The following is a 14,825-nucleotide window of genomic DNA, read 5'->3' as shown; positions in this document are numbered from 1 at the left end:
TTATGAAAACGACGTTAAAATATATCATCTTATTTGCTGTTACTTTCATCAGCACCAATCTTTACGCACAAAATGTTCACTTTGTGCAGAACGGGGTAATCGAATTTGAAAAAAGATCGAACATGTATACCATCATTAAAAAGAAAATTAATAAGGATAATGAAACTTGGTATACACAGGCATTTGATCAGTATAAGAAGAATAATCCACAGTTTAAGGCGGATAAAAGCACATTAAGTTTTAACAAAGATAAAAGCATGTACAAATGGGTAGAAAATACAGATCCGGTAAACAACAATTGGATTAGCAGAGACCCACTTGCAGATTTAAAGAATACAATTGCCACCAATTTCGATACCCAGAGCAGCATCACACAAAAAAATATTTACGAAGCTACCTATTTGGTTAAGGACAGTGTTCGGAAAATTAACTGGAAAATTACGGATGAAACCAGAGAAATTGCTGGTTACGAATGTAGAAGAGCCAATGCACTTGTTATGGATTCTATATATGTTGTGGCTTATTATACCAATGAAATTGCAGTTTCTGGCGGACCAGAATCATTTATAGGTTTGCCAGGTATGATTTTGGGCTTAGCCATGCCACACGAAAATATAACCTGGTTTGCAACGAAGGTAACTGAAATGGCTGTTCCCGAAAAAGATTTATTACCACCTACAAAAGGAAAACCAATCGATAATAAAGGCCTGAATAAAGTATTAATTGGTGCTATGGGCGATTGGGGTGAATATGCCCAGCCCATGTTTAAGGCTTTTTCGCTCTAACCCTAACTTCTGCATTTCTTTCTTTAATTTAGCATAAATAAAGGATTGACATGTACAGCGCACTTTATAGCCATATTAATAGATTTATAGATTTGAGTACTGATGAAAAGGAAATTCTTGCATCGCTGCTCAAATCTTTTTCATTTAAGAAGAAAGCATTTTTATTAGAGCAAGGGCAAATTTGCAAGGCAAATTACTTTGTTGTAAAAGGGTGTTTGAGGTTATATTTTATTGATATCAAAGGCGCTGAGCAAACCACACAATTTGCCATTGAAAATTGGTGGATTACCGATCTTACCAGCTTCATTTTTCAAAAACCCTCCGAATTTTATATCCAGGCGGCAGAAAACACAGAAGTAATTGCCATAGAGCAGCATCATTACGAGGAAATGTTTGATAAGCTGCCCAAAATTGAAAGATACTTTAGGTTGATTTTGCAAAAAAACCATCAGGCTTCGCAACGGAGAATTATGTTTTTATACAGCTTTACTGCAGAAGAAAGGTATCACCACTTTAACGGTTTATTTCCGGGATTTGTGCAACGAATACCACAATATATGCTGGCATCATATCTAGGTTTTACACCAGAGTTTTTAAGTAAAATAAGAGCTAAAAAATAATTTTCGGGGAAGTTAATTTCTTAAACTACATTAAGTTTTTTAAGGCTTTTGATGCGGAACTTTACATCGTATTAAAAAATAAAAAACAATGAAAAATAGAATCGACATTCAGAAAGTAGAACCTGCAGCATATCAAGCTATGTATGCGTTAGAAAAATATTTGGCAGGCGGACTATTGAATCCGGTACACAAAGAACTGATTAAACTTCGTGCTTCACAGATTAATGGATGTGCTTTTTGTATCAATATGCACACCATCGATGCACGCAAAATGGGCGAAACAGAGCAACGCCTTTATTTATTGAGTGCCTGGAGAGAAACTACTTTATTTACTGAAGAAGAGCAGGCCATTTTAGCTTTAACAGAAGAAGTTACACTAATTGCAAACCATGTTTTTGATGCCACCTATCAAAGAGTTTCAAAGCTTTTTGACGAACATTATGTAGCACAGATTATTATGGCAATAGTAACTATAAATGCATGGAATAGAATTGCAATTTCTTCAAAAACAATGGTTGGCTAGTTAGGTTGTTTGCATCGGATTATTATATAAATGCACTTTTAGGGTTGTGGATTAGCCATCTCGTCATTGCGAGGAGGAACGACGAAGCAATCCTTATTAACATGATTTTTCGATATTAGGGATTACTTCGTGCCTCGAAATGAGGATATTCTGAACTGCAGTAAAAATTTCGTCAGGTTATTTCTGGTTTTAATCTGGCGAAATTTATTTTTCTATTCTAAACCAATCGTATTCTGCAACACCCGAATCATTAATCTGCGTATCTCTAATGGCAAATAAACCAACTTTGGCGCCAATCCATTGTCCGGCAGTTGCCTGAAATTCATCGCCTACATTGATATATGTAACTCCATCTTCACTGTAACTAAATTGGCATTTTGCCCCTGAGGAAACGTTAACTCTTAGATAAACCATACCAGATTTTAGTTTCAGAATTTCCTTTTCATTCTCTGCTTTCCCCTTATCTGCATTTTGGCAAATTCCGAAAACTAAATAAAGTCCATCTTTTTTGCTTTTGATGCTGATATTGGCATAGCTTCTTCCCATTATTACCAATCCTGTTTTTTCGTTTTCTAACTTAAGATTGGGTTTAAAATTAACTTTGGTAGTCACCATAAATTCCTCAGCCGGAAATTTCTGCATCAATAAATTTGGAACATCCCAAAGGTTTTTTGCTTCATCTGGTATTTTAGCTGTGTAGAGTTTAAGCTTACCATTTACGGCATCGGTAAATAGCCACGTAGCTTGCGGGTTTGCCTGCCACTGCCATTGTAAACCCAATTTTTGCGCATTAAATTCATCTGTCTCAATTGGAGTTCCTATAGCATAGATTCTGACAACATTGGGTTTTTTAAAAACCGAAATTGGCTCGCCCTTTCCATCATTATCTTTATCAATACCAATAACCGGCCAATTGTTAATCCATTTCATAGGTTGCAAATGCACCACTCGCCCGTAAGCATCCTTATCCTGAAAATGCAAAAACCAGTCTTCACCTGTCTGTGTATTTACCCAAGCCCCTTGGTGCGGTCCGTTTACATTTGATTTGCCTTGTTCCATCACAACCTTGCGTTCGTAAGGGCCATATATATTTTTGCTCCGCAAAACCAGTTGCCAACCTGTAGACACGCCTCCGGCAGGGGCAAATAAATAATAATAACCATTGCGTTTGTAAAATTTGGGGCCTTCAATCGTTGGATCGAGTTCGTGCCCGTCGTAAACAATTGTACCTATCCCAGTTGCTTTTGTTCCTTCTGAATTTAAAGGCATCACAGCCAAAACACTTTTAATGCCGGCTCTACTTCCTGCGTAAGCATAAGCCAGGTAAGCTTTATTGTCATCATCCCAAAACGGACAGGGATCAATAAGGCCTTTTCCCGAAACTACTAATTCGGGTGCAGACCAATCGCCGGTAATCGTTTTTGCCTTGGTTAAATAAATACCAAAATCGGGATCTGGATAGTAGATATAAAACTCACCATTTCTATATCGAATTGATGGCGCCCAAACACCGTTACCATGTTGTGTTTTTTCAAAATGATAAAGTGGAGGCTGGCGTTTTAAGGCATGACCAATAATCTTCCAATTCACTAAATCTTTCGATTGCAGGATGGGCAAGCCTGGAATGGCATCAAAACTCGAAGCAATCATATAAAAGTCATCACCAACCCGAATGGCATCCGGATCCGAATAATCAGCATTTATAATTGGATTTTTATAGGTTCCATTGCCTTGATCGGAAACCCAAACTTTAGAAACGTATGTGGCTGTGGGCAATTGTTGGGCTGAAACGGACAAACCAATTGAAAAAATAAAAAGGGTGATGATTAGGTATCTCATTTCTTTGTAGACAAGCTTGAATCAATCTAAGTCATTATATCTGGTGTAAACAAGGTTAAGCCAATTTTTGATTTTATCCAACCCTAATTTATGCAATCGTTCCCGTTATCGTTTGCGACGTTTAATCCGCTTAAATATTCTTTTGGTTAATATTTATTATTTAAAATTGTTCATCATATATTTATTAGAATATGGCTGCGTTTTAGGTTTTTGGCTTTACGTGGCCTATTTTAATTTTATAGCTAACCAAATCCTTCAGATGAAATCATTCTTCTTATTGTTTTTGCTTGCCACTTGCCTATCTGCAAATGCGATTGATGTTAAACCAGATTTTGTAGTTGCTCTTGATGGAAGCGGGAATTTCAAAACCGTCCAGGAAGCCATCAATGCCGTGCCCGATTTTAGAAATAAAACCACCATTATTTTTATTAAAAAGGGCACGTATAAAGAAAAGCTGATTTTGGCGGCATCAAAAAAGAATGTCAGATTTATTGGCGAGGATAGAGACAAAACCATTTTAACCTATGATGATTTTGCTCAAAAGAAAAACACTTTTGGCGAAGAAAAAGGAACATCAGGTTCATCTAGCTTTTATATTTATGGTGAAGGTTTTTCTGCCGAAAACATCACTTTCGAAAATTCATCTGGTCCGGTGGGGCAAGCAGTAGCGGTTTGGGCAGGTGGCGATAAACTGATTTTTAATAATTGCAGGTTTTTAGGTTTTCAGGATACACTTTACACCTACGGGGGCAACAATCGCCAGTATTATAAAAACTGCTATATCGAAGGAACAGTCGATTTTATATTCGGTGCGTCTACAGCCTGGTTTGAGGCTTGTACCATTTTCTGCAAAAAAGCTGGCTACATTACCGCGGCATCAACAGCTGATACCACAAAATTTGGTTATGTGCTAAACAAATGCAGAATAAAGGGCGATGCTCCTGTTAATGGTTTTTATTTAGGCAGGCCATGGCGACCTTATGCTAAAGTGGCTTATCTAAATTGCGAACTGCCAGAGTTTATCCGACCAGAAGGCTGGAACAATTGGGGAAAAGAAAGCAACGAGAAAACGGCTTATTATGCAGAGTATAAAAGTACTGGCAAAGGTGCCCAACCAGACAAAAGAGCCAATTGGTCGCATCAATTAACCGATGAAGAGTACAAAACCTATATTTTGGAAAACGTTTTCCGTGGATGGAATCCGGAGGCTAAATAATCGATTTAACGTTTTGATAATCAATATGTAAGCGCCTGTTTATGGGGGCTTTTTTAGTTGGTTTTCCGGCAACGTTTGCATAGATTTCTCTTCTGTTTTAGCCTCAAACAACGTACACTTGTTATACGAATAACCAAGTATAATTTAACAGCACAACTAATGAAATATTTTTCAGGTAATTTATCCCGTTTAAAAGCGGTTTTAGCTTGCATCATTCTATCTGCAAGTTCGGCTGTGGCACAAAGCCAGGTCTTACCCGTTATTCAGCAGGTTAAATTTAAAAAAGATACCACAAGCATAGTAAGTTTTGGTGCCAAAGGCGATGGCATTTCACTAAACACGCAAAGCATAAATCGGGCAATTGCAACTTCAAGTCAAAAAGGTGGTGGCGTAGTATTAATCCCTTCGGGCTTATGGCTAACAGGACCAATCGAACTGAAAAGCAATGTAAATCTTCATTTAAAACGAGACGCCATTTTGTTGTTTACAGATGATTTTAATCAATATAAATTGGTGGAGGGAAATTGGGAAGGACAGCCAGCTTGGCGCAACCAAAGTCCAATTTCTGGAACCAATCTAGAAAACATAGCCATTACAGGATCAGGAATTATAGATGGTAACGGCGGATCGTGGAGAATGGTTAAGAAGGATAAATTAACAGAATCTCAATGGAAGAAATTGACAACATCCGGCGGTTCAGTTAGCGAAGATGGTAAAACCTGGTATCCATCAGAAAAGGTGGTTAAAGGTTCTAAAACAAAAAATGCAGGCGTATTGGAAGCTGGCAAAACGGCTGCAGATTACCAAGACATTAAGGATTTTTTACGCCCGAACTTAGTCGTTTTAACTAACTGTAAAAAAATTCTTTTAGAAGGCGTTACCTTTCAAAACTCGCCAGCGTGGAACTTGCATCCATTGCTTTGCCAAGATTTAACACTTAGAAATCTGCAGGTTAAAAATCCTTGGTACGCACAAAATGGCGATGGAGTAGATGTAGAATCCTGCAAGAATGTTTTAATAGAAGGCAGTACTTTCGATGTTGGTGATGATGGAATTTGTATTAAATCTGGTAGAGATGAGGCTGGCCGTAAACGCGGTGTTCCGACCGAAAATGTAATCATCAGAAATAACGTTGTTTATCATGCTCATGGTGGTTTTGTAATCGGAAGTGAAATGAGCGGTGGCGCCAAAAATATTTGGGTTTACGATTGTTCTTTCATCGGAACGGATATCGGTTTGCGTTTTAAAACCACTCGCGGAAGAGGCGGAATTGTAGAAAATATTTACATCAACCGAATCAATATGATTGATATTCCAGGTGAAGCCATTTTGTTTGATATGTATTACGCGGCGGTAGATCCTGTTCCTTTAGCAGGCGAAAAACGCGAAGCAATTAAAACTGTTGTGGTTCCGGTTACCGATGCAACACCTCAGTTTAAGAATTTTTTCATTAAGGATATTGTTGCAAATGGAGCAGAAAAAGCCATCTTTTTTAGAGGTTTACCAGAAATGAACATTAAAGATGTGCATTTGGAAAACGTAACCATTCAATCTAAAAAAGGGATTGAAATAATCGAAGCTTCAGGTATTTTCTTAAAGAATGTAAACGTTATTACTGAGGATACAAATCCAATTGTTCAGGTTCAAAATAGCAACAACATCAATATTAACGGATTGCAGTATAAAAATGGGAGTGATCTTTTGTTCAGCATCACAGGCGAAAAATCTAAAGGTGTGAAAGTTAGCGGAACAGATGTTTCGAAAGCGAAAAAGACATCAACCTTTGGTGATGAAGTAAATAAATCGGCACTTGAGATTTCAAAATAATTGAGAAAAATGAGAAAACCAATTCTATATACCTTATCTGTTTTAGTAAGCTTAACGCTTTTATCACAGTACGGATTTGCGCAAAAAAAACTGTCTGAACAGTTAACGCTTACTGCGATGGAAACCTTGTTTCAGGATTCTACGGTTTTGAAAGATGCCAAAGGCCCGAAGTGGAGTTATGATATGGGCGTTGTTTTGGAAGGTGCGGCTATGGTGTGGCGCAATACGGGCAATGGTGATTATTTTAAATACATCCAAAGTTCAATGGATGCTTATATAGATAAGGCCGGAAACATTAGAACTTATAAAGGCGAAGATTTTAATATAGATAATGTAAAAAACGGTCGTGCACTTTTGCTTTTGTACAAAGTTACCGGTCAGCAGAAATATTTAACGGCAGCCACACAATTATACGATCAGTTGCAGAAACAACCACGGACAAAAGAAGGTGGATTTTGGCACAAAAAGATTTATCCTAACCAAATGTGGTTGGATGGATTATATATGGGCGAACCTTTTTATGCAGAATACGCCGCGTTGATGAATAAGGATGCCGCATTCGATGATGTTGCAAAGCAGTTTATTTTAATGGAAAAATATGCCCGAGATGCAAAAACAGGTTTGCTTTATCATGGTTATGATGAAAGCAGAACAGAGCAATGGGCAAACAAAACTACGGGTACATCACCAAATTTTTGGGCTAGGGCAATGGGCTGGTATATGATGGCTTTGGTGGATGTGTTGGACAATTTTCCTAAAAATCACCCCAAAAGAGCAGAATTAATCGCCATTTTAAATCGCACGGCAACCGCAACCGTAAAGTATCAGGATGCAAAATCTGGAGTATGGTTTGATATTATGGATCTGCCAATAAAAAAAGGAAACTACCTTGAATCTTCTGCATCGAGCATGTTTGTTTATGGTTTGGCAAAAGGCGTTCGCAAGGGTTATTTACCACAAACTTTTATGATGGCTGCAAACAAAGGCTATGCTGGTTTAAAGAAAGAATTTGTCTCCTCAGCGGGCGCAGAACGCATAAACTTAAATAAAACAGTTTCCGTTTCAGGTTTGGGTGGAAAGCCAAAATATCGCGATGGAAGTTTTGAATATTACATCAGCGAAAAAGTAATTACCAACGATCCGAAAGGTATGGGCGCATTTATTTGTGCAGCTGCTGAAATGGAAATCGCTGCTTTGCCAAAACCAGGAAAAGGATTAACCGTAACCGTTGATAATTTCTTTAATAATGAATATAAAGATGGGCCAGCTGGCGTAAAAATCCCTTTCCATTACCTGTGGGATGAAGATGATAACAATGGTTTTTCTTTATTTGGAAGCGTGTTTAATAACGCTGGAGCTAAAATCTCGACACTTTCTGCTGCGCCAACTTTGGCTAATTTGAAAGGCAGCAACATTTACATTATCGTTGATCCCGATACGGAAAAAGAAACAGCTAACCCAAATTACATGAACGCTCAACATGCCAAGCAGATTAGCGATTGGGTAAAAGCAGGCGGCGTTTTAGTGCTGTTGCTAAACGACGTTGGCAATTGTGAAATCACTAAATTCAATGTGCTTCCGGAAACTTTTGGAATCCATTTTAATGAAGATAGCCGCAACAAGGTTCAGGGTTTAAATTTTGAACAGGGTGCAATAAATATTCCTGCAGGAAACTCGATTTTTAAAACCGCAAAGAAAGTGTACATCAAAGAGATTTCTACAATCGTTGCAAAAACTCCAGCAGTTTCTGCTTTAACCGATAAAGGAGATGTAATTATCGCGACAGCAAAGTATGGTAAAGGCACTGTGTTTGCAGTTGGCGATCCTTGGTTTTATAATGAGTATATCGATGGAAGAAAATTGCCAGCAGAATTCGAAAATTTTAAATCGACTAATGATTTGGTAAACTGGTTGATTAAGCAAGTTCCGTCTAAGAAATAGGAATTAACCACAGATGGACAGGATAAAAACAGATAAGAAGGGTTTAAAGGTTTTGTCATCGAGAAGAGAAAAAGTTAAGTGGTCCGTGAGGACACGAACCATGGCTATTCGGGCGAGTCGAATTTTACTAACCTCACCTCGGTTCGTGTCTTCACGAAACGAAAATGAAAGGTTTACATAATTAAAAATTAAATAGGCACTAGGTACGAATCATAGTCGTGTCTCCTTAACAAAAAAGAATAAATATGATGAAAATTAAAATACTTTTAACCCTAGTTTGCAGCGTCTTGCTTGCATCTTGTTATGCTCAGTTGCCTACAGATTCTACCGCAGATAAAATGTTGGTTTATCAGTTGGGTAATGGTGGTTGGCCAAAGCAACTGGAAGATAAAAGTGTTGTAGATTATGCCCTTCCTTTAACTCCAGAGTTGTTGGGGAAAATAAAATCGACAAGAGATTTACACGCCACTTTTGATAATAAGGCAACCAGCAGAGAGGTAGTTTATCTAATTAAGGCCTTTAAAAAAACTCAAAACCAGGCTTATTTAAAAGCAGCACAAAAGGGGCTTGATTATATTTTGATGGCACAGTATGCTAATGGAGGCTGGCCTCAGTATTATCCAGATAAAGCCTTGTACCGCTCGGAAATTACGTATAACGACGATGCAATGATCAACGTTTTAAATATCCTGCAAGACATCGCTACTAAGAAAAACGACTTCGAAGTTGTTGATCCAGCATACATTAAAAAGGCAGAAAAAGCCATTGCAAGAGGGATAGATTGCATTTTAAAAACACAGGTAAAACAGAATGGAAATTTAACCATTTGGGCCGCTCAATACGATAAAGACTTGATGTTGCCAGCTAAAGCCAGAAACTTTGAGCCTACATCATTAAGCACAAGCGAATCGGTTGGAATCGTTCGTTTTTTAATGCGGATAAGTAATCCGTCACCTCAGATAAAAACAGCTATAAGCGCTGCCGTAAAATGGTTCGATGCAAATAAAATTGTTGGGTATCGCTTTGATCGGGCGACTGATCCACAAACGAAGGTAAAAACTGCGGCATTGGTTGCCGATAACACTTCTACCGTTTGGGCCCGTTTTTATGATTTGGATAAGAATACTCCGATTTTTGGAGATCGGGACAACTCAATAAAATTAAGAATGGAAGATTTAGCTCCCGAGCGTAGAAATGGCTATGCTTGGTATGGTAACTGGGCACAAAAATTAATAGAAAAAGAATATCCAAAGTGGTTAACCGCTAACGGATCAAAATAAGGTATAACGCGTAATTGCATCAGCAAGAACAGAAAAAAGCAAGGAAATGATTTTAAGCAAAGAAAATTTAAAAAACATTAACGGGGAAAAGGTTACTAAACCAACCGCAGAAATTCTTGAATTGCCAGAAAGAGTAATCCAATTTGGAACTGGCGTTTTACTACGTGGTTTGCCAGATTATTTTATTGATAAGGCTAATCAGAATGGTATTTTTAATGGGCGCATTTTAGTTGTTAAATCAACTTCAAAAGGTGGTGCTGATGCTTTTTCTAAACAGGATAATCTCTATACGCTTTGCGTAAAGGGAATTGAAGACGGTGTAAATGTCGAAGAGAATATGATCAATTCCTCAATCAGCAGGGTTTTGGCTGCATCCAAAGATTGGGCAGAGATTTTAAAAGCTGCACATCAACCAGAAATGCAGATTGTTATTTCTAACACCACAGAAGTTGGGATCGTTAAAAGCGAAGATCTGATTACCGATCAGCCACCACAATCATACCCTGGTAAATTACTTGCCTTTTTACACGAAAGATATACCGCATTTAACGGTTCTGCAGAGAGCGGAATGGTAATCGTGCCAACAGAATTAATCAGCGACAATGCCGATAAACTTAAACAAATCCTAATGGATTTGGCCATTCAGAATAAACTGAGCTGGGATTTTCAGCAGTGGCTAAAAACCGCTAATCATTTCTGCAAAACCTTGGTAGATAGAATCGTTCCAGGCAAATTACCTGAAGCGGAACAAAAAGAAATTGAAACAGAACTGGGTTATAGCGATGATTTGATGATTATGGCAGAACCTTTCAGACTTTGGGCAATCGAGTCATCAAATGAAAGAGTTAAAGAAATACTATCATTTGCCAAGGCAGATAAGGGAATTTTTATTGTTCCATCAATCGATAAATTTAAAGAGTTAAAATTGCGCTTACTGAATGGTACACATACCATCAGTTGCGGGTTAGCAATTTTAGCCGGTTTTAATACGGTTAAGGAAGCTATGGCTGATGAAGAATTTTCTGATCATGTACTAAAATTAATGAAAGATGAGATTGCACCAGCTGTAGAGAACGAAGACATTACTTACGATGAAGCCGTAAATTTTGCCAAAAGTGTAATTGATCGTTTCAGCAACCCATTTTTAGAACACCAATGGCAAGCCATAACCTTAAATTACACCTCTAAAATGCAAATGCGCAATATTCCTTTAATTAGAAAATATTATGCTTTAAATAACGAAGTTCCCCAACTTACAGCCTTCGGTTTCGCGGCTTACATCGTTTTCATGAATGTGAGTAAAGATGGAGAAATTTATACCGCAAGTGTAAACGGAAAAACCTATCCAATCCAGGATGAATTTGCCGAAATCTTATTCAACTATTGGAAATGCCCAGAAACAGTTGTCGAAAATACTTTAGGCGACAGACGCTTATGGGATAAAAATTTAAATAATTATCCAGGTTTTACAGCCGCTGTAAAATCATATGTAGAATTAATACAGAATAAAGGTGCAAAGGAAACTTTAAGTAACTTGCATTCAGAAAGAACAATTTAAAATGGTTACTAGAATTTTAAAAATCCATCCCAATGATAATGTGTTGGTTGCCTTGCAAAATTTGGCTAAGGGCGAAACCGTTATTCACGATGGACACGAGTATATTTTAACGGATGATATCAATGCGAAGCATAAGTTTTTTATGCAGGATATGAACGTTGGAGATCCAATTATGATGTACGGTGTTTTGGTTGGAAAAGCACAGCACTTCATTCCCAAAGGCGGATTGATGGATACTGAAAACACCAAGCATGCATCAGATCCTTATGAGTTTAGACCCTATCATTACGAATGGCATGCGCCGGATGTTTCAAAATTTGAAGGCAGAACTTTTAATGGTTACATCCGCAGCGATGGTAGAGTTGGAACAGCTAATTATTGGTTGTTTATTCCCACTGTTTTCTGTGAGAATAGAAATTTAGATGTCATCCGAGAAGCTTTACACAACGAACTGGGTTATGCCGTAACCGATAAATATAAATCATACGCACACCATTTGGTAGAAGCCTATAAGAATGGCGAAATTTTAGAAGAAGCCGATCCAAGTTCTATCGGATTAGCCAATCCAGTTGCTAATCGTGTTTTTAAAAATGTTGATGGAATTAAGTTTTTAAACCATCAGGGTGGTTGTGGTGGTACCCGCCAGGATGCTGCGGTTTTAAGTAAGCTTTTAGCCGCTTATGCAGATCATCCTAACGTAGCTGGTGTAACCGTTTTAAGCTTAGGTTGCCAAAACTTACAGGTTCAGGATTTTATGGATGATTTAAAGCACCGCAGTCCGAATTTTGATAAACCTTTATTTGTTTTCGAGCAACAGCAATCGCAAAGCGAAGAACAATTGGTTAAAGAAGCAATTAGAAAAACCTTTATCGGCTTAACCGAAATTAACAAAATTGAACGCAAGCCAGCACCAATCAGTAAACTTGTTTTGGGTGTGAAATGTGGTGGTAGCGATGGTTTTAGTGGCATTAGCGCAAACCCTTCGGTTGGTTATACTTCAGATTTATTGGTGGCATTGGGCGGAACAGTTTTATTGGCCGAATTCCCCGAGCTTTGTGGTGCCGAGCAACAATTGATAGATCGTACAAAAGATGAAACTGCAGCTCGTAAGTTCATTCAGTTAATGACAGCCTATAATCAATCTGCAGAAAATGTAGGCTCAGGATTTTTCATGAATCCATCCCCTGGAAATATAAAAGATGGGTTAATTACCGACGCCATTAAAAGTACAGGAGCAGCTAAAAAAGGCGGAACATCGCCAGTAGAAGATGTTCTGGATTATACCGAACCTGTAACAAAGGCAGGCTTAAATTTAGTTTGTACCCCTGGAAACGATGTGGAAGCAACAACTGGGAAGGCCGCTTCTGGTGCAACCCTAATTTTGTTCACAACTGGCTTAGGCACGCCAACCGGAAATCCGGTTTGTCCAACCATTAAAGTTTCTACAAATAATGCGCTCACCAAACGCATGGGCGATATTATCGATATAAACTGTGGACCAGTAATAGAGGGCGAAAAAACCATCGAAGAAATGGGAGAAGACATTTTGGAATATTGTATTAAGGCCGCCAGTGGCGAAGTTATCCCGAAGGCTGTGTTGCTTAATCAAGATGACTTTATTCCGTGGAAACGTGGCGTAAGCTTGTAGCCATTAAAAACAAAATTGAACATATAGTTGATTCCTATAAATTATAAAATATAAATAGATTTTGACAATAACACGTCAAATCTACATCTCATATCTAATCAAATGAAATCTTTTTTAGACGAAAATTTTCTTTTGCAGAGTAAAACAGCCGAAAAGCTTTACCACAACTTTGCAAAATCATTGCCGATTATAGATTACCATAATCACTTAATTCCAGAACAGATTGCAAACAATACACAGTTCGCAAACATCAGTCAGGTTTGGCTAGCGGGCGACCATTACAAATGGAGAGCCATGCGGGCCAACGGGGTTGATGAAAAATACATCACTGGTGTTGGATCTGATTATGAAAAATTTGAAAAATGGGCTGAAACTGTTCCGTATACCCTGCGTAACCCTTTATACCATTGGACTCATTTAGAACTGCAACGTTATTTTGGAATTACTGATTTGCTTTCTGGCAAAACAGCCCAAAAAATTTACGATGATTGTTCTGCCAAATTGCAAACACCAGAATATTCTGTTCGTGGTTTATTAGCGAAAATGAATGTTGAAGCTGTTTGTACTACTGATGATCCTTTGGATAGCTTAAACTTCCATCAGCAATTGGCTAGAGAAGGTGCAAACCTAAAAATGTTGCCAGCTTTCCGTCCTGATAAGGCTATGAATAGTGATGATGTTGAGGGCTTAAATGAATATATCGATAAATTGGAGTCGGTGGTAAATAAAACCATCAGCAGTTTTCAGGATTATATTGATGCTTTAAAAAGTCGCCACGATTACTTTGCAGATAATGGCTGTTCAGTTTCAGATCATGGTTTGGAGCAGATTTACGCTGAAGATTATACCGAAGCTGAAATCGCGTCAATTTTTGATAAAGTTCGTGGCAGACAAGAAATCAGCTATCAGGAAAACTTAAAATTTAAATCGGCAATGCTGGTTTATTTTGCAGAGTGGGATCATGAAAAAGGATGGGTTCAACAATATCACTTAGGTGCTTTGCGCAACAATAATGCAAGGATGTTAAGTAAACTGGGGCCAGATACAGGCTGGGATTCTATCGGAGATTTTAGTCAGGCGAGAATGCTCTCTAAATTTTTAAACCGTTTAGATACGCAGGATAAATTGGCGAAAACGATTATCTATAACCTTAATCCGGCAGATAACGAACTAATTGCAACAATGATTGGGAATTTCAATGATGGATCAATCGCGGGCAAAATTCAGTTTGGCTCAGCTTGGTGGTTTTTAGATCAGAAAGACGGCATGATCAAACAACTTAATGCACTTTCGAATATGGGACTTTTAAGCCGCATGGTAGGAATGCTTACAGATTCTCGCAGTTTTCTTTCATTTCCTCGTCACGAATACTTTAGAAGGATTGTATGTAATCTGTTTGGAGAGGATATTGAGAACGGAGAATTGCCAAACGACTTAGAGTGGGTTGGCAAAATTGTGCAGGATATTTCGTATTTTAACGCAAAAAATTACTTTAAATTTTAACCAAAATCAGGCTTTTTGAGTTGAATTCGTTTGAATCAAATCATTTCAATCGTTTTCCTTTCTTTTCATACCGTTGAAGAAAACA

General features: G+C 38.0%; 11 protein-coding genes. 10 read left to right on the top strand and 1 reads right to left on the bottom strand.

Going from position 1 to position 14,825, the window contains the following annotated elements; genetic code table 11:
- Nucleotides 1-2: 2 nt before the first annotated feature.
- The 3 genes from DF947_RS04620 to DF947_RS04610 all read left to right on the top strand — a co-directional run bounded on the left by DF947_RS04620 (nt 3) and on the right by DF947_RS04610 (nt 1,928).
- On the top strand, nt 3-785 hold the full coding sequence (locus tag DF947_RS04620) for a GLPGLI family protein (RefSeq protein ID WP_109929177.1): 783 nt from the start codon (nt 3-5) through the stop codon (nt 783-785).
- Between the two features lie 50 nt (nt 786-835).
- Nucleotides 836-1,405, top strand: coding sequence for a Crp/Fnr family transcriptional regulator (locus DF947_RS04615; RefSeq protein WP_109928551.1), 570 nt, complete (start codon nt 836-838; stop codon nt 1,403-1,405).
- Nucleotides 1,406-1,493: 88 nt separating this feature from the next.
- Entirely contained in the window at nt 1,494-1,928 is a 435-nt protein-coding gene (locus DF947_RS04610) for a carboxymuconolactone decarboxylase family protein (protein ID WP_109928550.1), read from the top strand.
- 204 nt (nt 1,929-2,132) lie between these two features.
- On the opposite strand, the gene DF947_RS04605 is transcribed toward DF947_RS04610, so the two are convergent.
- A complete protein-coding gene (locus DF947_RS04605; protein ID WP_109928549.1) occupies nt 2,133-3,767 on the bottom strand; it encodes a glycoside hydrolase family 43 protein in 1,635 nt (544 codons plus the stop codon).
- Between the two features lie 259 nt (nt 3,768-4,026).
- Between DF947_RS04605 and DF947_RS04600 the strand changes: the two genes are divergently transcribed.
- From DF947_RS04600 to uxaC, 7 genes are all read left to right on the top strand, one after another.
- Complete coding sequence (locus DF947_RS04600; protein WP_109929176.1) at nt 4,027-4,983, top strand: pectinesterase family protein; 957 nt, start codon at nt 4,027-4,029, stop codon at nt 4,981-4,983.
- Between the two features lie 159 nt (nt 4,984-5,142).
- The gene (locus DF947_RS04595) at nt 5,143-6,810 is read left to right on the top strand and encodes a glycoside hydrolase family 28 protein (protein WP_109928548.1); all 1,668 of its coding nucleotides are present in this window, start codon (nt 5,143-5,145) and stop codon (nt 6,808-6,810) included.
- A gap of 9 nt (nt 6,811-6,819) precedes the next feature.
- Entirely contained in the window at nt 6,820-8,751 is a 1,932-nt protein-coding gene (locus DF947_RS04590) for a glycoside hydrolase family 88 protein (RefSeq protein ID WP_109928547.1), read from the top strand.
- Between the two features lie 245 nt (nt 8,752-8,996).
- Nucleotides 8,997-10,031 (top strand): pectate lyase, encoded by a 1,035-nt coding sequence (pelA, locus tag DF947_RS04585; protein WP_109928546.1) that lies wholly within the window; start codon nt 8,997-8,999, stop codon nt 10,029-10,031.
- Between the two features lie 46 nt (nt 10,032-10,077).
- Nucleotides 10,078-11,589, top strand: a complete 1,512-nt coding sequence (locus tag DF947_RS04580; protein WP_109928545.1) for a tagaturonate reductase — start codon at nt 10,078-10,080, stop codon at nt 11,587-11,589.
- A gap of 1 nt (nt 11,590) precedes the next feature.
- Nucleotides 11,591-13,237: a UxaA family hydrolase gene (locus tag DF947_RS04575; RefSeq protein ID WP_109928544.1), complete on the top strand. Its 1,647-nt coding sequence runs from the start codon at nt 11,591-11,593 to the stop codon at nt 13,235-13,237.
- A 102-nt stretch (nt 13,238-13,339) separates the two neighbouring features.
- A complete protein-coding gene (gene uxaC / locus DF947_RS04570; RefSeq protein ID WP_109928543.1) occupies nt 13,340-14,740 on the top strand; it encodes a glucuronate isomerase in 1,401 nt (466 codons plus the stop codon).
- The last annotated feature ends 85 nt before the right edge of the window (nt 14,741-14,825 follow it).

It is taken from the genome of Pedobacter paludis (assembly GCF_003173575.1).
Classification (GTDB): domain Bacteria; phylum Bacteroidota; class Bacteroidia; order Sphingobacteriales; family Sphingobacteriaceae; genus Pedobacter; species Pedobacter paludis.
This window is presented reverse-complemented; position numbering and strand designations above follow the sequence as displayed.